Source organism: Streptomyces sp. NPDC007875 (assembly GCF_042868035.1).
GTDB lineage: Bacteria > Actinomycetota > Actinomycetes > Streptomycetales > Streptomycetaceae > Streptomyces > Streptomyces antimycoticus.
The window spans coordinates 149,634-169,359 of the sequence record NZ_JBIADZ010000004.1; the positions used below are offsets into that span (position 1 = coordinate 149,634).

Here is a 19,726-nt window from a genome sequence, read left to right on the forward strand (position 1 = left end):
CGTGACCAGCAGCAATCCGCTGCGTGACCCACGAGACCGACGGCTCCCGCGCATCGCGGGGCCATCCGGCCTCGTGATCTTCGGCGTCACGGGCGATCTGTCCCGTAAGAAGCTGATGCCCGCCATCTACGACCTGGCCAACCGCGGGCTGCTGCCGCCGGGCTTCTCCCTGGTCGGCTTCGCCCGCCGCGACTGGGAGGACGAGGACTTCTCCCAGGTCGTGCACGACGCGGTCAAGGAGTACGCGCGGACCCCGTTCCGCGAGGAGGTCTGGCAGCAGCTGGCCGAGGGGTTCCGCTTCGTACCCGGCGCGTTCTCCGACGACGAGGCGTTCACGACCCTGCGGGCGACCATAGAGGAGCTCGACAAGGCGCGCGGCACCGGCGGGAACTTCGCCTTCTATCTGTCGGTCCCGCCGAAGTTCTTCCCCACCGTCGTCCAGCAGCTCAAGAAGCACGGGCTGTCGCAGGGCCAGGGCGACTCCTGGCGGCGCGCGGTCATCGAGAAGCCCTTCGGCCACGATCTGAAGAGCGCCCAGGAGCTCAACCAGGTCGTCCACGAGGTCTTCCGGCCCGGTGATGTCTTCCGGATCGATCACTACCTGGGCAAGGAAACGGTCCAGAACATCATGGCGCTGCGCTTCGCCAACACGATGTTCGAGCCGATCTGGAACCGGTCGTACGTCGACCATGTGCAGATCACCATGGCCGAGGACATCGGCATCGGCGGGCGTGCGGGCTACTACGACGGCATCGGCGCGGCCCGTGACGTCATCCAGAACCACCTGCTGCAGCTCCTCGCGCTGACCGCCATGGAAGAGCCCGCTTCCTTCGAGGCGTCCTCCCTGGTCACCGAGAAGCTGAAGGCGCTCCGGGCGGTCAAGCTGCCCAAGGAGCTGGGCAAGCACACGGTCCGCGGGCAGTACGCCCCCGGCTGGCAGGGCGGCCAGGAGGTGCACGGCTATCTCGAGGAGGAGGGCATCGACCCCCACTCGAAGACCGACACCTACGCCGCGATCAAGCTGGAGATCGACAACCGCCGCTGGGCGGGTGTCCCCTTCTACCTGCGCGCCGGCAAGCGGCTGGGGCGGCGGGTCACCGAGATCGCGGTGGTCTTCCAGCGCGCCCCGCACTCCCCCTTCGACGCCACCGACACCCAGGAGCTCGGGCAGAACGCCCTGGTCATCCGGGTGCAGCCGGACGAGGGCGTCACCATCCGGTTCGGCTCCAAGGTGCCCGGCACCTCCATGGAGATCCGGGACGTGACGATGGACTTCCAGTACGGCGAGTCCTTCACCGAGTCCAGCCCCGAGGCGTACGAGCGGCTGCTGCTCGATGTCCTGCTGGGCGAGGCGAATCTCTTCCCCCGCCATGAGGAGGTCGAGCAGTCCTGGCGGATCCTCGACCCGATCGAGGAGTACTGGGAGAAGCACGGCAGGCCCGAGCAGTACACGTCCGGGACCTGGGGGCCGAAAGCCGCGGACGAGATGCTCGCACGAGACGGACGGAGCTGGCGGCGGCCATGAACATCGATCTCACGGACACCACGTCCAGCCGGATCAACTCCGCTCTGATCCAGGCGCGCCGGTCCACCGGCACGCCGGCCGTGGGCATGGTGCTGACCCTGGTCATCGTCACCGACGAGGGCAATCACTACGACGCGCTGAGGGCGGCGAGCGAGGCGTCCAAGGAGCACCCCTCGCGCATCCTGGTCGTCATCAAGCGTCCGGGCCGGTCGCCGCGCGACCGCAAGATGGCCCGGATGGACGCCGAGGTGCGGGTCGGCGGCGAGACCGGTACCGGCGAGACGGTGCTGCTGCGGCTGCACGGCGAACTCGCCAACCATGCCTACTCGGTGGTCCTGCCCCTGCTGCTGCCGGACGCCCCGGTGGTGGTGTGGTGGCCGGAGGACGCCCCGGAGCACCCCAGCGAGGACCTGCTCGGACAGCTGGCCCAGCGCCGGATCACCGACGCCCAGGCCACCGAGGACCCGGTCGCGGCCCTCGGGCTGCGGGCCGCGACCTACACCCCGGGCGACACCGACCTGGCCTGGACCCGGATCACCCCGTGGCGCAGCGTCCTGGCCGCCGCCCTGGACCAGCGGCACTCCCCGATCACCTCCGCGGTCGTCGAGGGCGAGGCGTACAACCCGAGCAGCGAGCTGCTCGCGCTGTGGCTCGCCGAGCGGCTGGGGGTGCCGGTGAACCGGCAGGTCTCGGAGGGCCCCGGGCTCACCGCGGTGCGGCTGGAGACGGCCGACGGCGTGATCTGCCTGGACCGGGCGAACGGCTCGCTGGCCGAGCTGGCGATGCCGGGCCAGCCCGACCGGCATGTGGCGCTGCAGCGGCGTGAGGTGTCGGAGCTGATCGCCGAGGAGCTGCGCCGGCTGGACCCCGACGAGATCTACGCGTCGTCGGTGAAGTTCGGCGTGAACAAGCTGGGCAAGGGCGGCGTGGCCACACTGGAGCGGGACGCCAAGGCCGCCCCGGCGACTCAGGTGGCACCGGGGCCGGACCGGCCGCCGCTGCCGACCCGGGACCCGGAGGCGCCGCCGGAGCATGCGCCCGGCTCGCCGAAGAACCCACCGCAGGCACCGGCACAGCCGCCGGCTCCCAAGCCTCACCCCCCGGCGAAGGCCCAGGAGCGGAAGGCGGACGGGAAGGCGGACAAGTGACCGCACCACAGGTGGTCGTCCACCGCGACAAGGAGCTGATGGCCCAGGCCGCGGCGGCCCGGCTGATCACGAAGATCGTGGACGCCCAGGCCGCCCGTGGCTCCGCCTCGGTCGTCCTGACCGGCGGGCGCAACGGCAACGGCCTGCTGGCCGCGCTCGCCGCCTCCCCGGCGCGCGACGCGGTCGACTGGTCGCGGCTGGACCTGTGGTGGGGCGATGAGCGATTCCTGCCGGAGGGCCACGCCGACCGCAATGTCACCCAGGCCCGCGAGGCGCTGCTGGACACGGTGGAGCTGGATCCGGCGCGGGTGCACGCGATGCCCGCGTCCGACGGGGCGAACGGCGGCGACGTGGACGCCGCGGCCGAGGCGTACGCCGCCGAGCTGGCGCGGGCCGCGCGGCCGGAGAACCACGGCGCGGTGCCGTCGTTCGACGTGCTGCTGCTGGGCGTCGGCCCGGACACCCATGTGGCCTCGCTCTTCCCCGAGCTGCCCGCCGTCCGGGAGACCGAGCGGATGGTGGTCGGGGTGCGCGGCGCGCCCAAACCGCCCCCCGTACGGACCTCGCTGACCCTGCCCGCGATCCGCGCGGCACAGGAGGTGTGGCTGCTGGCGGCCGGTGAGGACAAGGCGAGAGCGGTCACGATAGCCCTGTCGGGTGCCGGGGAGGTGCAGGCTCCGGCGGCGGGTGCGTACGGCCGCAGCCGCACGCTGTGGCTGCTGGACCGGGCCGCGGCGGCGGGCCTGCCGCGCGAGCTGTATCCCCCGGCGTCTCCGTAACCCTCGTATCGCACACGATCCCCCGCGCGCCTCGGGCGCCCGGGGGATCGTCGCGTTTCCCCTGCTGTTCCGTGCTCTGCGTGCTCTTCCGTGCCTCGGGACGTCAGCGGCCGCGCAGCGAGCGGTAGGTGGCGACCAGCTGCTCGGTGGAGGTGTCCAGACCCGGCACCTCGGCGCCCTCGGTCAGGGCGGGCTCGACGCGCTTGGCAAGCACCTTGCCCAGCTCCACTCCCCACTGGTCGAAGGAGTCGATGTTCCAGACAGCGCCCTGGACGAAGACCTTGTGCTCATAGAGGGCGACCAGCTGGCCCAGCACCGACGGGGTCAGCTCGGAGGCGAGGATGGTGGTGGTGGGGCGGTTGCCGGCGAAGGTCTTGTGCGGCACCAGCTCCTCGGCGACCCCCTCGGCGGCGACCTCCTCGGAGGTCTTGCCGAAGGCCAGCGCCTGGCCCTGGGCGAAGAGGTTGGCCATGAGCAGGTCATGGTGGGACTCCAGCCCGGGCGGCATGTCCTTCACCGGCCGGGCGAAGCCGATCAGATCGGCCGGGACCAGCTTGGTGCCCTGGTGGAGCAGCTGGTAGTAGGCATGCTGGCCATTGGTGCCGGGGGTGCCCCAGACGATGGGGCCGGTCTGCCAGCTGACGCGATTGCCGTCCCGGTCCACGGACTTGCCGTTGGACTCCATGTCCAGCTGCTGCAGATAGTCGGTGAACTTCGACAGATAGTGGCTGTACGGCAGGACGGCATGCGCCTGGGCGTCATGGAAATTGTTGTACCAGATGCCCAACAGGCCCATCAGCAGGGGGACGTTCTCCTCCGGCGGGGCGGTGGCGAAGTGCTCGTCGACCAAGTGGAAGCCGGCCAGCATCTCGCGGAAGCAGTCCGGGCCGATGGCGACCATCAGGGAAAGGCCGATGGCCGAGTCATAGGAATAGCGCCCGCCGACCCAGTCCCAGAACCCGAACATGTTGTCGGTGTCGATGCCGAACTCGGCGACCTTCTCGGCATTGGTCGACACCGCCACGAAGTGCTTGGCGACGGCCTCCTCACCGGCCCGCAGCCCGGTCAGCAGCCAGTCGCGGGCGGAGAGGGCGTTGGTAATGGTCTCGACGGTGGTGAAGGTCTTGGAGGCGACGATGAACAGCGTCTCGGCCGGGTCCAGGTCGCGCACCGCCTCATGCATATCCGCGCCGTCCACATTGGAGACGAACCGGAATGTCATCGAGCGGTCGGAATAGGCGCGCAGCGCCTCGTACGCCATCTTCGGGCCCAGATCGGAGCCGCCGATGCCGATGTTGACAACGTTCTTGATCCGCTTGCCGGTGTGGCCGGTCCAGTCGCCGGACCTGACGCGGTCGGCGAAGACGGCCATCTTGGCGAGCACGGCGTGCACTTCGCCGACGACGTCCTCGCCGCCCAGCTTGATATCCGCGGAGCGCGGTGCGCGCAGGGCGATATGCAGCACCGCGCGGTCCTCGGTGGTGTTGATCCGCTGGCCGCTGAACATGGCGTCCCGCAGCTCGGCCACCTTGGTGGCCCGCGCCAGCTCGCGCAGCAGCCGCAGGGTCTCGTCGGTCACCAGGTGCTTGGAGTAGTCGACGTGGAGATCGCCGACCTGAAGGGTGAGGCGGCGCCCGCGCTCCGGGTCGCCCTCGAACAGGTCGCGCAGATGCGTATCGCCCAGATCCTTGCGGTGTGCGGCCAGCGCATGCCACTCCGGCAGCTGGTCCAGCCTGGTGCGGCCTTCCATGGTCATCTCGGACATCAGCCCACTTCTCGTCGGTGCCTGGCCCCCGTGGCCACCAACCTAATTGATGACGGACCGCATTCCCGGAACGAGGGCCGCCACCCCGCAGACAAAGAGCGCCGCGGCCCCCAGCGCGGGGGTGTTGAGCCCCCACGCCTCGGCCATCACCCCGCCCAGCAGCGCGCCGAGCGGGGTGCCCGCTATCGAGAGCGTGCGGAAGGCTGAACTCACCCGCCCCAGTGCCCCGTCGGGGCTGCGCCGCTGCATCATCGTCACCTCGGTCACGTTCCAGACGATCCCCGCGAAGCCGAAGAGGCCCATGGCGGCGACCGCGACCGGCAGGCTCCGTATCGCCCCGAGGACGACCAGGGCGCCGATCTGCGCGGTGCCGCACACCACGAGGGCACGGGCGCGGCCCAGCTTCTCGGTGAGCCGGGCGGCCACCAGTCCCCCGATCACACTCCCGATGCCGTACACGGTGATGACGGCCGCATAGCCGGTGTTCCCGGCGCCCAGCCAGCCGGTGATGTGCAGCACCAGGGTGGCGATGAGCGCGCCGATGCCGATATTGCACAGCGTGGTGGAGGCGCACAGCGCCCGCAGCGTCCGGTCCCGCCACAGCAGGGCCAGGCCCTCGGCGATATCGCGCCGCAGCGATCCGCCCGGCGGGCGCGGGGCCCGCTGAGGGGGCGTCACCCCCAGCGAGGCGACCAGCACGGCGGCGGCGAGATAGGTGGCCGCGTCCGCCGCGAACGGCATCGCGGCGCCGAGACCCAGCAGCACCGGCACCAGCGGGGCGCCCACGAACCGGCCCATGACCTCCTGCCCGGTCATCAGCCGGGCGTTGGCCCTGCCCAGCGCCTCCTGCCCGACCACCGAGGGCAGCAGCGCCGTGGCGGCGTTGTCGAACAGGGTCTGCAGCGTGGTCAGGGCGAAGGCGAGGGCGAGCAGCAGCCCGATGGTGGCCTGGTCCAGCCAGACCGCGACGGTGAACCCCGCCATCAGGACGGCCCGCGCGCCGTCCACCGCCCACATCGCCCGCCGCTGGTCCACCCGGTCGGCGATCGCCCCGCCGATCAGCCCGAACAGCAGCCAGGGCAGGAAGCCGCAGGCGGTCACCAGCGAGACCGGCACCGGCGAATCGGTGAGCGAGACGGCCAGCAGCGGCAGCGCCGCACCCCGCAGGGCGTCCCCGAACCGGGAGACGACCGCGGCCGCCCACAGCCGCCCGAACCCCCCGCGCCACGCGGGCACCGCCGGTTTCCCGGCGCCCAGCTCACCGGCGTCCACCGCGGCCATGACGATCCCCCTTATGCATCCGCCCCGCCCGGTGGGACGGCTCCGACGGCTCCCCCCGGTGATTCAGCACCCCATGACCGTAGCCCGCATCACTGACAACGGCCCGGCCGCGCACCCCTCACAGGAGGTGCCCGGCCGGGCCGTCGTACCGCGTTCTGTGTCTAGATCTCGCCCCGGAGCTTGGCGAGTGCCTCGGCGAGGATCGCCTCGCCGTCGGCGTCGCTGCGCCGCTCCCGTACGTACGCCAGATGCGTCTTGTACGGCTCGGTGCGCGGCGGGTCCGGCGGGTTGTCCCGGTCCTTGCCGGCCGGGAAGCCGCAGCGGGGGCAGTCCCACGTGTCAGGGATCTGCGCGTCGCTGGCGAAGCTCGGCACGGTCTCATGCCCGTTCGAGCACCAGAAGGAGATGCGCAGGCGCGGCGCCGATTCGCCTCGCTCGGCCTCTCCCATCGGCCCCGCTCCGACCCGGCTTCCACGGATCGCGTTGCCACTTGCCACGGTCGTAACTCCCTGCGTGATGGTGCCGCGAAGCCTCGATTGGCAGCTTCGCCGCCCGGCGCCCCAGTCTACGTAAGGCCCAACGCGCGTCCAGTGAGAGGAGTTACACCCGTCCCCGAGGACGCCATGCCATCATAGGCCGCATATGGGCCCCGCTGACGACGGTACGTCAGTTATCGGGCGTCGGCCGGGCCCTGAGCGGGCCCCGCCGGAGCCTCAGTCGAGCTTCATCAGCAGCCCGAGCACGACGATGCAGACGAACCACAGCAGCCCGACCACCACGGTGATGCGGTCCAGGTTGCGCTCGGCGACCGAGGAGCCGCCCACCGAGGACTGCATGCCGCCACCGAACATGTCGGACAGGCCGCCGCCCTTCCCCTTGTGCATGAGCACCAACATCATCAACAGCAGGCTGAAGATGATGAGGGCGATCGAAAACCCCATGATCACAGCTGGACCAACCTTCTCGGGCTTGTACGGACGTCGGGGGCCGGACGGTGCGATTCCCACCGCCTCGACCCCCGACAGGGTACGACGACGCGCGCGCTAGGGCCTACTCACTGGTCGCGGAAACGAACGATCTTGACGAATTCGTCCGCGTCCAGCGCCGCGCCGCCGATCAGGGCGCCGTCCACATCCGGCTGGGCCATGATCGCGGCGACGTTCCCGGACTTCACGGAGCCGCCGTACTGGATCCGGACCTTGTCGGCGACCTCCTGGCCGTAGAGCTCGGCGAGCCGGCCGCGGATGGCCCCGCAGACCTCCTGGGCGTCCTCGGGGGTCGCGACCTCACCGGTGCCGATCGCCCAGACCGGCTCGTAGGCGATCACAATGGTCTCGGCCTGCTCGGCGGGGATGTCCTTGAGACCTCCGTCCACCTGGGCGAGGGTGTGGGCGACCTGGTTGCCCGCCTTACGGACCTCGAGGCCCTCGCCGACGCACAGGATCGGGGTGAGGTCATGGCGGAAGGCCGCCTTGACCTTGGCGTTGCACAGCTCGTCGGACTCGCAGTGGTACTGGCGCCGCTCCGAGTGCCCGACGACGACGAAGGTGCACTTGAGCTTGGACAGCATCGGGCCGGAGATCTCGCCGGTGTAGGCGCCGGAGTCCTGCGCGGAGATGTCCTGGGCGCCGTACTTGATCTTCAACTTGTCGCCATCGACCAGGGTCTGCACCGACCGCAGATCGGTGAAGGGCGGCAGCACCGCGACCTCCACGGCCTCGTAGTCCTTGTCGGCGAGCGCGAAGGCGAGCTTCTGGACGTGGGCGATGGCCTCGAGGTGGTTGAGGTTCATCTTCCAGTTGCCCGCCATCAGCGGCGTACGGTCACTCACAGTGTTCAGTCCTCCAGTGCGGCGAGGCCGGGGAGCGTCTTGCCCTCGAGGTATTCGAGGCTCGCTCCACCGCCGGTCGAGATGTGGCCGAAAGCGTTCTCGTCGAAGCCCAGGATCCGTACGGCCGCGGCGGAGTCGCCGCCGCCGACCACGGTGAAGGCCGGGCTGTCCAGCAGCGCCTGGGCCACGGCCCGGGTGCCCTCGGCGAAGTCGGGGTGCTCGAAGACGCCCATCGGGCCGTTCCAGAAGACGGTGGCCGCGTCGGCCAGCTTCGAGGCGTACAGCTTGCGGGTCTCCGGGCCGATATCCAGCCCCTGAAGGTCGGCCGGGATCGCGTCCGCAGCGATGACCTGCGGGTTCGCGGGGGCCTTGGTCTTCAGGTCCGGGAATTCGGACGCGGCCGTGACATCGACCGGGAGCACGAACTCCACCCCGCGTTCCTTGGCCCGGCGCAGATAGTCCTGGACCGCCGGGACCTGGTCCTCCTGCAGCAGCGAGCCGCCGACCTCATGGCCCTGGGCCTTGAGGAAGGTGTAGGCCATGCCGCCGCCGATCAGGATGCGGTCGGCCTTCTCCAGCAGGTGGTCGATGACGCCGAGCTTGTCGGAGACCTTGGCGCCGCCGAGGACGACCGCGTAGGGCCGCTTGACGTCCTCGGTGAGCTTCTTCAGGACCGAGAGCTCGGCGGCGATCAGCTCGCCCGCGGCGTGCGGCAGCCGGGCCGGGAGGTCGTACACGGAGGCGTGCTTACGGTGGACCGCGCCGAAGCCGTCGCCCACGTAGAGGTCGGCGAGGGCGGCGAGCCGGTCGGCGAAGGCGCCGCGCTCGGCGTCGTCCTTACTGGTCTCGCCGGCGTTGAAGCGCAGGTTCTCCAGCAGCGCGACCTCGCCGTCGCCGAGCGCCGCCACGGTCGCCTGGGCGCTCTCGTCCACGGTGTCGGTCGCGAAGGCGACCTGCTTGCCGAGGAGTTCGCCGAGCCGCTGGGCGACGGGGGCGAGCGAGTACTGGGGGTCCGGGGCGCCCTTGGGGCGGCCCAGGTGCGAGGCGACGATCACCCTGGCGCCCCGGTCCAGGAGCTTGTTGATCGTCGGGACGGCGGCGCGGATCCGGCCGTCGTCGGTGATCTTCTCACCGTCGAGCGGGACATTCAGATCGACGCGGACGAAGACCCGCTGCCCGGCGACCTGAAGATCGTCAATCGTCTTCACTGGGATGACTCCTTGATCATGGATCGGGGCCCGCTACGACGCCGTCGTAGCGGGCCCCATTCCTAGCTCATCGGGACAGCGGTCAGAGCCGCTCGCCGACGAAGACGGTCAGGTCGACGAGGCGGTTGGAGTAGCCCCACTCGTTGTCGTACCAGCCGACGACCTTGACCTGCTTGCCCTGGACCATGGTCAGGGAGGAGTCGAAGGTGCAGGACGCGGGCCAGTTGACGATGTCCGAGGAGACGATCGGGTCCTCGGTGTACTCCAGGATGCCCTTGAGCTGGCCCTCGGCGGCCTTCTGGAAGGCGGTGTTGATCTCGTCCTTGGTGACCTCGCGGTCGAGCTCCAGGACCAGGTCGGTGACCGAACCGGTCGGGACCGGGACGCGCATCGCGATGCCGTCCAGCTTGCCCTTGAGCTGCGGGAGGACCAGCGCGGTGGCCTTGGCGGCACCGGTGGAGGTCGGGATGATGTTCTCCGCCGCCGCGCGGGCGCGACGCAGGTCCTTGTGCGGGAAGTCCAGGATGCGCTGGTCGTTGGTGTACGCGTGGACCGTCGTCATCATGCCCTTGACGATCCCGAAGTTCTCGTCGAGGACCTTGGCCATCGGCGCCACACAGTTGGTGGTGCAGGAGGCGTTGGAGATGACGTGCTGGTTCGCCGGGTCGTACTTGTCGTTGTTGACGCCCATCACGATCGTGATGTCCTCGTCCTTGGCGGGCGCGGAGATCAGGACCTTCTTGGCGCCGGCGGCGAGGTGCTTGGCGGCGTCCTCGCGCTTGGTGAAGATGCCGGTGGACTCCACCACGATGTCGGCGCCGAGCTCGCCCCACGGAAGGGCCGCCGGGTCGCGCTCGGCCATCGTCTTGAAGGTCTGGTTGCCCACCGTGATGGTGTCCTCGGTGTGGCTGACCTCGTGCTTCAGCCGACCGAGGATGGTGTCGTACTTCAGCAGGTGCACCAGGGTGGCGTTATCGGTCAGGTCGTTGACACCGACGATCTCGATGTCCGCACCCTGCTCAAGGAGCGCGCGGAAGTAGTTGCGACCGATGCGGCCAAAGCCGTTGATGCCTACGCGGATCGTCACGAACCGATCTCCTCGTTGGTGTGCCGGTCTGGACGCCGGCGAACGTATATGGGATGTCCCCGACCGCCTCCGACCCTACCGCTATCACGGGACGTACGTGACATTGGCATCGGCGGCCCATGACCACCGGAAAGTGGTACGGACCGCCGATTCAGTCACGATTTGTCACGCGCTGTCAACGACGCAGCGCACGTAGCGCGTCGGCCACCAGCCGCGCCCTCTGGGCGGCGTCCGGGACATGCTCCAGGCCGAAGCCCAGCAGCACGGTGTCCCGGGTGGTGACGCCCGCGACGGTGTGGAAGAGCTCCCGGGAACGGGACCAGTCCCCCGAGTTCGCCGGGCTGCCCTCCGGCGCCCCCGAGACCGACCAGGGGCCGAGCGCGGTCTCGAAGCCCTCGGAGTCCTCGGCGGTGCCGCCGACGGTGAACTCGGCGTTGTCCACGAAGGCGCCCCGGCCGCCGGTGCCCGGGTCGGTGACGTACGAGAGCGCCAGCTCGACCTTCTTGCCCGCGTAGCCGCTCAGGTCCACGGAGACCGGCCGCCACCCCTCGGAGGAGCCCGTCAGGCTGTTCCAGGCCCCGGTGCTGCCCTGCGCGCTGCAGCCGTCGTCGCCGGGGGTCAGGTAGTGCTTCAGGAACGGGTGCAGATTGAGCAGGAAGCCCGCCTCGCACTCGGTGGGCACCTCGGTGGAGGAACCGCCGTTCGCGTCGGGGAGGGTGGTCCAGTCGTCCTGGCCCGCGGTGTGCGCCTCGATGACCACATGGTCGTAGCCGGGCTCGGTGTCATAGCTGAGCCGGAAGGCCAGGGCCGGTTTGTCGGCGGCGGCCACACCGGTCAGGTCGACCGTACGGGACAGCCGCATCCAGGAGTTGTCACGGTGGCCCGCGGCCGCCATCCAGTCGCCCTCATAGGGCTGGTACGGGGTGCGCGTGCCCGGGTACGCCCCCGCGCCCGCGCTGCGGAACTGGGGGAAGTCCTTCGGCGGCAGCACATCGGAGGTGACCGTGTAGGCACCCGCGGCGTCCAGGGGATTGCCGGGGGCGTCGCCGAGGTTCGCGCCGGTGCCCGCGAGCGCGCCGGCGCCCTGGAAGGCGGTGGGCGACTTCAGGGTGAGCCGGCTGTCGGCGCCGAGGTAGTACTGGCTGAAGTCGTCGGTGTCGGCCGGCCCCACCTCGGAGCTGCCGCCCGCCCGCTCACCGGTGGTGATCAGCTTGCCGCCCTCGTTGAGGAAGTCGCGCACCGCGAGCAGGGTCGGGCCGCCGGGCCGTTCGGCGCCGGTGTACCAGAGCACGGTCCGGAAGTGGCTCAGCACCCCGAGCGCGGACGGCGCCCCCTGGGTGGCCACGTCCCAGACGGCGGCCTTACGGCCGTTGTCGGCCAGCGCGCCGGTGTACGCGGCGGTGTGCCGGGCCGGGGAGGTACCGCCCTCCTCGGCGATCACCAGCGTGTCGGCGCGGGGCCGCTTGGCCACGGTGTAGGTGAACGGCTCGCTGACGGTCCGCTTGCCGCTCTTCGTACGGCCGGTGAACCAGACCTCGACCTTCTGCCCGGGGTCCGCGCCCTTGACGGCGGCGCGGTACTGGTCGAAGAGGACGTTGTCCTCGCCGCCGTAGGTCTCGCCGCCCTTCCAAGCCTTCAGCGGGGCGGTGCGGGTACGGCCGCCGTCCACGCGGTAGTTGAGCCGCTTGTCGCGAACACTCTTGCGGACGGTGACGGAGACGTCCTGGTCGCCGCCGCGGGCGTAGGACGTGGTGAAGGTCTCCGGGGTGAAGTCGGGCGCGGCCAGGCCGACGGAGGAGGCCGGCCGGTCGGGGTGTTCGGCGGTCTCGGCGACGGAGAGCGCGAAGGGGATGTTCTTGGTGAACTCCTGCGCGATCAGCTTCTCGTCGTCGGGGAAGGTGAAGACGGACGCGCAGTCCCGCGGCAGCCAGGCGTCGTTCGGGTCGACGCCGGAGGCGGTCTGACACGTCGACATCTCCGGGGTGAACATCATCATCCCGTTGACGTTCGCCGCGTGGCCGTCGGCCTCGCCGTTGGTGGTGTACAACTCGGAGGAGACCTGTGGGTGGTAGCCGGGGATCGCGGAGTGCTCCGGGGTGCCGGCCAGCGCCTTGTAGAGGACGTCGTCGGGGGTCGGGGTGGCGACCTGCCAGCCGACGCCGTAGAGCAGCAGTTCGGCGGCCGAGTGGTAGTTGATGCCGTAGGTGAAGCCGATGCGCTTCTCGAAGGCGTCCAGCGCCTTGGTCTCCGGCTCGGAGCCCGGAGCGGGGCCGCGGTAGGTCTCGTCGGCCAGGTCGGCGGACGAACCCTCGTTGTCGTAGCCCCACTTGTAGGCGAAGTTCCGGTTGAGGTCGACTCCGTCGCCCGCGGTGATCTTGCCGTCGCCGTTGTTGTCGCGCAGGTTCTTGCGCCACTGGCGGTTGTCCGGGCTCTGATGCGTGTAGTCGTAGCCGTCCGGGTTGGCGGACAGGACGAACCACAGTTCGGTACGGTCCACGATCCGGGTGACGCGGTCGTCCTTGCCGTAGTTGTCGAGGTAGTAGTGCATCAGCCGACGAGTCATCTCCGGCGTGATCCACTCACGGGCGTGCTGATTGGACATGTACAGCACCGACGGCTTGCTGCCATCGCGGGTCTTCCCGGCGCCCTTGCTCAGCTTGAGCGCGAGGATGTCCTTGCCACGGCCGGTCTTGCCGATGCTGACGACCTTGGTGAGGCCGGGGTGGGCCCGGCCGGTCTCGACGATCTCCTGCTGGAGCCCGCCCTCGCCGCTGTAGGGGCGGAAGACGCCGTCGCCCGCGGCCTTCAGGCGGTTGCTGGTCTGGGCGGAGATCTTCTTCTCGGCGAGCCGCACGCCCTTGCCGCGCAGTGCGGCGGCCTGCTTCCCGGTGAGGTAGAGCTCGACCGGGCCGGTGCCCTTCTCGGGCACCTGCCGCCCCAGTTCGGTGCCGTCCGCCCCGGCACGCAGCAGCAGCGGAATCTGACCCTTGTTGACCTGGGCGGTCCATACGGACAGCCCGTCGCCGGCGGGGTTCGCCGACGGTTGTGCGGGGGCCGCGGGTGCCGCGGCCAGTCCCCCCAGAAGCAACGCGGCCAGTGCCACCACCGCGCCGCTCGATCTCACCGTGCGTCTGAGCTTCATCAGCCCCCCTGGCTGTCGTGTGAAGACCCGCGGGTACGCAGGCGCACCAGACTTGTCAGGACACATGGCCATGTCAACAGCGGCGCGCGGAACCGGTCCGTACACAACCCTGGGGACGGATACGCCCCCGGATCGCTCGCGTGATCCGGGGGCGCGGGGTGCGGCTTCGGTGCCGCTCTCGGGGCGGTCGCCCTTGGGGCAGCCGCCCTCGGGGCGGTCAGCCGACCATGCCCTCGGCCATCTCCTCGGTGAGGCTGGACTCGGTGCCGGGGATGCCCAGGTCCTGGGCGCGCTTGTCGGCCATGGCCAGCAGCCGGCGGATGCGGCCCGCGACGGCGTCCTTGGTCAGCGGCGGGTCGGCCAGGGCGCCCAGCTCCTCCAGGGACGCCTGCTTGTGCTCCATGCGCAGCCTGCCGGCCGCGGCGAGGTGCTCGGGCACCTCGTCGGCCAGGATCTCCAGGGCGCGCTGCACCCGGGCCCCGGCGGCGACGGCGGCGCGGGCCGAGCGGCGCAGATTGGCGTCGTCGAAGTTGGCGAGGCGGTTGGCGGTCGCCCGCACCTCGCGCCGCATCCGCCGCTCCTCCCAGGCGAGGACCGACTCATGCGCCCCCAGCCGCGTCAACAGCGCGCCGATGGCATCACCGTCCCGGACGACCACCCGGTCCACCCCGCGCACCTCGCGCGCCTTGGCGGCGATCTGCAGCCGCCGCGCGGCGCCGACCAGTGCGAGCGCGGCCTCCGGGCCCGGGCAGGTCACCTCCAGGGAGGACGAGCGGCCGGGCTCGGTGAGCGAGCCATGGGCGAGGAAGGCCCCGCGCCAGGCGGCCTCGGCGTCGCAGGTGGCGCCGGAGACGACCTGCGGCGGCAGTCCGCGGATCGGCCGGCCGCGGCCGTCGACCAGGCCGGTCTGCCGCGCCAGCTGGTCACCGCCCGCCACCACCCGCACCACGTACCTGCTGCCGCGGCGCAGCCCACCGGGGGCCATCACCACCAGATCCGAGGAGTGGCCGAAGATCTCCAGGATGTCCTTGCGCACCCTGCGAGCCGCGATCCCGGTGTCCAGCTCCGCCTCGATCACGATGCGCCCGCTGACCAGGTGCAGCCCGCCAGCGAACCGCAGGATCGCCGAGACCTCCGCTTTCCGGCAGCAGGTCCGGGTGACGGGGAGCCGGGAGATTTCGTCCTTCACCGCTGCCGTCATCGCCATGGGCCGATCCTTCCATGCATCCGAAAAATACGGTCGTACGCGGCCGCCAGAAGCTCCGGGTCGTGCTTCGGGGCACCGTCGGTCGCGGCCACCGGCGCCAGCTCGACCGTGCCGCCCAGCCGCTTGGCCGCGTCGCACAGACTGCTCTGGTCGGGGACGGCGGCCTCATCGGCCAGCACCACGTCGAAGGCGAGTTTAGGGGCGTGTCGGGCCAAAACCTCCAAATGACGCTGCGGAGAGAAGCCATCGGTTTCTCCCGGCTGAGGGGCGAGGTTCAGTGACAGCACCCGCCGGGCCTTGGTCTCGGTGAGGGCCTGGAGCAGATCGGGGACCAGCAGATGCGGGATCACGGAGGAGAACCAGGAGCCGGGCCCCAGCACCACCCAGTCGGCGTCCATGACCGCCTCGACGGCCTCGGGAACGGCCGGCGGATCGTGCGGCACCAGATGGACCGACTGCACCTCGCCGCGGGTCAGCGCCACGGTGGCCTGCCCGGCGACGGTGGACACCTCGTCCGGGCGCGCCGGGTCATGGCCCCGGACGTACGCCTGGAGCTCCAGGGGGACGGCCGACATGGGCAGCACCCGGCCATGGGCGCCCAGCAGCTTGCCGACCAGGTCGAGCGCCTTCACATGGTCGCCCAGCTGCTCCCACAGGGCGACGATCAGCACATTGCCGACCGCGTGGCCGTGCAGCTCGCCCTCGCTGATGAAGCGGTGCTGGATGACCCGCGCCCAGGTCTGGCCCCAGTCGTCGTCGCCGCACAGCGCGGCCAGGGCCTTGCGCAGATCGCCGGGCGGCAGCACGCCCAGCTCGTCGCGGAGCCGTCCGCTGGAGCCGCCGTCATCGGCCACGGTGACGACGGCGGTGAGGTCGCCGGTGATCCGGCGCAGTGCGGCGAGCGACGCGGACAGGCCCATGCCGCCGCCGAGCGCGACGACCTTGGGCTGCGCGCTCCGGCTGGTCCGTGCTCCGACCAGCCGTCGCAGCCGCTTGGTACGAATGGTCACTCGCGCCCCATGTCCCGGTGGACGATGACGGTCTCCACTCCCTCGGCGGCCAGCCGCGGGGCGAGCCGCTCGGACATCGCCACACTGCGGTGCTTACCGCCGGTGCAGCCGATGGCGATGGTCACATAGCGCTTGCCCTCGCGGCGGTAGCCGGCGGCGATGAGCTGGAGCAGCTCCGCGTAGCGGTCGAGGAACTCCTTGGCGCCGGGCTGGTTGAAGACATAGCTGGAGACCTCCTCGTTGAGCCCGGTGAAGGGGCGCAGCTCGGGGACCCAGTGCGGATTGGGCAGGAAGCGGCAGTCCACCACCAGATCGGCGTCGACCGGCAGCCCGTACTTGTAGCCGAACGACATCACAGTGGCCCGCAGCTCGGGCTCCTCCTCGCCCGCGAACTGGGCGTCCATCTTGGCGCGCAGCTCATGGACGTTGAGGCTGGAGGTGTCGATCACCAGGTCGGCGTCGCCGCGCAGCTCGCGCAGCAGATCGCGCTCGGCGGCGATGCCGTCCACGATCCGGCCGTCGCCCTGGAGGGGGTGCGGGCGGCGCACGGACTCGAAGCGGCGCACCAGGGCCTCGTCGGACGCCTCCAGGAACAGCACGCGCCGCTTGACGCTCTTGGCGGCGAGGTCGGCGAGGGACTCGCGGAGGTTGTCGAAGAAGCGGCGGCCGCGGACGTCCACCACCACGGCGATCCGGGCCACATTGCCCTGGGAGCGGGCTCCCAGGTCGACCATGGTGGGGATCAGCGCGGGCGGCAGGTTGTCCACGACGAACCAGCCGAGGTCCTCCAGACACTTGGCCGCGGTGCTGCGGCCCGCGCCCGACATTCCAGAGATGATCACCAGCTCGGGGATGGCCGCCGCCTCGGCGGGCTCGCCCGACGTGCCCGTATTCACCTGCGCTCCGTCTCCATGGTTCTCGTGCTCGGTCATGGTCTGGTCCCCCCGTTCGATGAGGACGCCGCACCGGCGGCCTCGTCCTCAATGATCTCTCCTGTGGCGGTGTTCACAGCGGGCGCGGCCGGGGCGGACCCGGCGAGCGCCGCGGCGACCGACTCGGCCGTCTTACGGCCGACGCCCGGCACCTCGCAGATCTGCTCGACCGTGGCGGCGCGCAGCCGCTTGACCGAGCCGAAGTGCTTCAGCAGGGCCTGCTTACGGCTGTCACCGAGGCCCGGAACGGTGTCCAGCGGCCCGGCCTTCATCGACTTGGCGCGCTTGCTGCGCTGGTAGGTGATGGCGAAACGGTGGGCCTCGTCGCGGACCCGCTGGAGGAGGTAGAGCCCCTCGCTGCTGCGGGGCAGCACCACCGGGTCCTCCTCGTCCGGCAGCCACACCTCCTCGAGCCGCTTGGCGAGGCCGCAGACGGCGACATCGTCGACGCCGAGCTCGTCCAGAGCCCGTTGGGCGGCGGCCACCTGCGGCTTTCCACCGTCGACCACGACGAGCTGGGGCGGGTAGGCGAACCGCTTCGGCCTGCCCTCCTCGTCGATCGGGCCGGAGGGTCCCTCGGAGGGGCCGTCGAGGGGCTGTCCGGCGGGACCGCCGAGCGACTGTCCGGCGGGTGCGGTGATGCCGGTGGTCCCTGTGTCCTCTGTGGTCCCTGTGTCCTCTGTGGCCTCGATGGACTTCGGAGTCCCGGTGGATTCCGGAGTCCCGGTGGATTCCGGACCCACACCGGCCCCGGTGGCCTGCTCCTCCCACTCCCCCGTCTTCTGCTTCTCCAACAGATAGCGGCGGAAGCGGCGGCTGACGACCTCATGCATGGAGCGGACATCGTCCTGCCCGGCGAAGCTCTTGATCTGGAAGCGGCGGTACTCACTCTTACGGGGGAGCCCGTCCTCGAAAACCACCATGGAGGCCACCACGTCATCTCCCTGCAGATGGGAGATGTCGAAGCACTCGACGCGCAGCGGGGCGGAGTCCAGCCCCAGGGCCTCGGCGATCTCCTCCAGCGCCCGCGAGCGCGTGGTGAGGTCGGAGGCGCGCTTGGTCTTGTGCAGCGCGAGCGCCTGCTGGGCGTTGCGCTGGACGGTCTGCATCAGGTCCTTCTTGTCGCCGCGCTGCGGGATGCGCAGATCCACCAAGGAGCCCCGGCGCTCGGTGAGCCACTGGGTGACCGGCTCGGCCGGGTCCGGCACGGCGGGCACCAGGACCTCCTTGGGGACGGCGTCGCCGCGCTCCTCCCCGTACAGCTGCTGCAGGGCGTGCTCGACCAGCCCGGCGGTGTCGACGGCCTCGACCTTGTCGGTGACCCAGCCGCGCTGACCGCGCACCCGGCCGCCGCGCACATGGAAGATCTGGACGGCGGCCTCCAGCTCGTCCTCGGCGACCGCTATCAGATCGGCGTCGGTGGCGTCGGCGAGAACCACCGCGTTCTTCTCCATGGCGCGCTTGAGCGCCCCTATGTCGTCACGGAGCCGGGCCGCCTTCTCGTACTCCATGTCCTCGGCGGCCTCGTGCATCTGCTGCTCCAGACGGCGCAGATAGGTGCCGGTGCGGCCCGCCATGAAGTCGCAGAACTCCTCGGCGAGTTCGCGGTGCTCCTCGGGGGTGACACGGCCGACGCAGGGGGCCGAGCATTTGCCGATATAGCCGAGCAGGCAGGGGCGGCCGATCTGGGCGGAGCGCTTGAACACCCCGGCGGAGCAGGTCCGGACGGGGAACACGCGCAGCATCAGGTCGACGGTCTCGCGGATGGCCCAGGCGTGTCCGTAAGGGCCGAAGTAGCGCACGCCCTTCTTCTTCGCGCCGCGCATCACCTGGACCCGGGGGAACTCCTCGTTCAGGGTCACGGCAAGGGAGGGGTAGCTCTTGTCGTCACGGTATTTGACGTTGAACCGGGGGTCGAACTCCTTGATCCAGGAGTACTCGAGCTGCAGGGCCTCGACCTCGGTGGAGACCACGGTCCACTCCACGGCGGCGGCCGTGGTGACCATGGTCCGGGTGCGCGGGTGGAGGTTCGCCAGGTCCTGGAAGTACGACGAGAGCCGCGGGCGCAGGCTCTTCGCCTTTCCTACGTAGATCACCCGGCCGTGCTCATCACGGAACTTGTAGACCCCCGGCGAGTCGGGGATCTGTCCCGGCTTGGGGCGGTAGCTGCTCGGGTCGGCCATGGTCACCACCCTACTTGCGGGGAGTGACACATCCGGGCCCTCGGGAGGTGGTCGGCCGAGGTCCAGTGGATTTGGGGATTCCGCGGCCGCTCGGGCGCGCGCCGGGCGCCCGTTCAGCCGTCGGGGCCCGCCCAGGCGTCCGGCTCCGCTCAGGCGCCGGGGCCCGTCCAGGCGTCCCGCTCCGCTCAGGCGTCGGGGCCGGCCACGAGCCGTCCGCCCTTCGCGGTGACCGGGATCGACGGCAGCGGCTTCTCCGCGGGCCCCTGGAGGACCTTGCCGGTGCGGGCGTCGAACTGGCTGCCGTGGCAGGGGCAGTTGATCTTGCCGTCCTCGACGCTGTCGACAACGCACCCGGCGTGGGTGCACACCGCGCTGAACGCCGTGAACTCGCCCTTGGCGGACTGGGCGACCACCACCCGCTGCTCGCGGTAGATCTTGGCGCCGCCGACCGGGACGGCACCGGCCGAGCCGAGCTCGACGGGGGCGGTGGGCGTCGAGGACGCTTTCCGGCCCGAACCGTCCGGTGAGCAGGCCGCCGCCCCGAGCCCGGCGGCTCCGGCCAGCGCGGCGCAGCACAGCACGGTTCGGCGGGAGGCGGGCTGGCTGGACATATACGGCTCCTGGAGGT

The 19,726-nt window shown here is 70.7% G+C and carries 16 protein-coding genes; 3 read left to right on the forward strand and 13 right to left on the reverse strand.

The window, feature by feature from the left end:
• The first annotated feature begins 1 nt into the window (after position 1).
• Genes zwf through pgl form a run of 3 tightly spaced genes read left to right on the forward strand, consistent with a single transcriptional unit; the run spans position 2 to position 3,452 of the window.
• Positions 2-1,525, forward strand: coding sequence for a glucose-6-phosphate dehydrogenase (zwf, locus tag ACFYOY_RS10005; protein WP_059144923.1), 1,524 nt, complete (start codon positions 2-4; stop codon positions 1,523-1,525).
• Positions 1,522-2,673: a glucose-6-phosphate dehydrogenase assembly protein OpcA gene (opcA, locus tag ACFYOY_RS10010; RefSeq protein ID WP_351891624.1), complete on the forward strand. Its 1,152-nt coding sequence runs from the start codon at positions 1,522-1,524 to the stop codon at positions 2,671-2,673. Before zwf ends, opcA begins: the two co-directional genes overlap by 4 nt.
• The gene (gene pgl / locus ACFYOY_RS10015) at positions 2,670-3,452 is read left to right on the forward strand and encodes a 6-phosphogluconolactonase (RefSeq protein ID WP_351891630.1); all 783 of its coding nucleotides are present in this window, start codon (positions 2,670-2,672) and stop codon (positions 3,450-3,452) included. Before opcA ends, pgl begins: the two co-directional genes overlap by 4 nt.
• 103 nt (positions 3,453-3,555) lie before the next feature.
• On the opposite strand, the gene pgi is transcribed toward pgl, so the two are convergent.
• The 13 genes from pgi to ACFYOY_RS10080 form a co-directional block, all read right to left on the reverse strand.
• Entirely contained in the window at positions 3,556-5,208 is a 1,653-nt protein-coding gene (gene pgi, locus ACFYOY_RS10020; protein ID WP_351891887.1) for a glucose-6-phosphate isomerase, read from the reverse strand.
• Between the two features lie 51 nt (positions 5,209-5,259).
• Positions 5,260-6,498 (reverse strand): MFS transporter, encoded by a 1,239-nt coding sequence (locus ACFYOY_RS10025; protein WP_388585940.1) that lies wholly within the window; start codon positions 6,496-6,498, stop codon positions 5,260-5,262.
• Between the two features lie 161 nt (positions 6,499-6,659).
• On the reverse strand, positions 6,660-6,995 hold the full coding sequence (locus ACFYOY_RS10030) for an RNA polymerase-binding protein RbpA (RefSeq protein ID WP_009718803.1): 336 nt from the start codon (positions 6,993-6,995) through the stop codon (positions 6,660-6,662).
• Positions 6,996-7,211: 216 nt separating this feature from the next.
• Positions 7,212-7,439 (reverse strand): preprotein translocase subunit SecG, encoded by a 228-nt coding sequence (gene secG / locus ACFYOY_RS10035; protein ID WP_014059875.1) that lies wholly within the window; start codon positions 7,437-7,439, stop codon positions 7,212-7,214.
• A 113-nt stretch (positions 7,440-7,552) separates the two neighbouring features.
• A complete protein-coding gene (gene tpiA / locus ACFYOY_RS10040) occupies positions 7,553-8,329 on the reverse strand; it encodes a triose-phosphate isomerase (protein WP_351891648.1) in 777 nt (258 codons plus the stop codon).
• 5 nt (positions 8,330-8,334) lie between these two features.
• Complete coding sequence (locus tag ACFYOY_RS10045; protein ID WP_351891652.1) at positions 8,335-9,537, reverse strand: phosphoglycerate kinase; 1,203 nt, start codon at positions 9,535-9,537, stop codon at positions 8,335-8,337.
• Between the two features lie 82 nt (positions 9,538-9,619).
• The gene (gene gap, locus ACFYOY_RS10050) at positions 9,620-10,624 is read right to left on the reverse strand and encodes a type I glyceraldehyde-3-phosphate dehydrogenase (RefSeq protein ID WP_059144928.1); all 1,005 of its coding nucleotides are present in this window, start codon (positions 10,622-10,624) and stop codon (positions 9,620-9,622) included.
• 175 nt (positions 10,625-10,799) lie between these two features.
• Entirely contained in the window at positions 10,800-13,766 is a 2,967-nt protein-coding gene (locus tag ACFYOY_RS10055) for a M14 family zinc carboxypeptidase (protein WP_351891662.1), read from the reverse strand.
• 217 nt (positions 13,767-13,983) lie between these two features.
• Positions 13,984-14,973: a DNA-binding protein WhiA gene (gene whiA / locus ACFYOY_RS10060; protein ID WP_059144929.1), complete on the reverse strand. Its 990-nt coding sequence runs from the start codon at positions 14,971-14,973 to the stop codon at positions 13,984-13,986.
• Positions 14,964-15,983, reverse strand: coding sequence for a uridine diphosphate-N-acetylglucosamine-binding protein YvcK (gene yvcK / locus ACFYOY_RS10065; RefSeq protein ID WP_078640818.1), 1,020 nt, complete (start codon positions 15,981-15,983; stop codon positions 14,964-14,966). The genes whiA and yvcK overlap by 10 nt, the downstream gene beginning before the upstream one ends.
• A complete protein-coding gene (gene rapZ / locus ACFYOY_RS10070; RefSeq protein ID WP_059144931.1) occupies positions 15,980-16,915 on the reverse strand; it encodes an RNase adapter RapZ in 936 nt (311 codons plus the stop codon). The genes yvcK and rapZ overlap by 4 nt, the downstream gene beginning before the upstream one ends.
• Complete coding sequence (gene uvrC, locus ACFYOY_RS10075) at positions 16,912-19,098, reverse strand: excinuclease ABC subunit UvrC (protein ID WP_388585947.1); 2,187 nt, start codon at positions 19,096-19,098, stop codon at positions 16,912-16,914. Before uvrC ends, rapZ begins: the two co-directional genes overlap by 4 nt.
• A 185-nt stretch (positions 19,099-19,283) precedes the next feature.
• Positions 19,284-19,709 (reverse strand): ubiquinol-cytochrome c reductase iron-sulfur subunit, encoded by a 426-nt coding sequence (locus tag ACFYOY_RS10080; protein ID WP_388585950.1) that lies wholly within the window; start codon positions 19,707-19,709, stop codon positions 19,284-19,286.
• Positions 19,710-19,726: the final 17 nt, after the last annotated feature.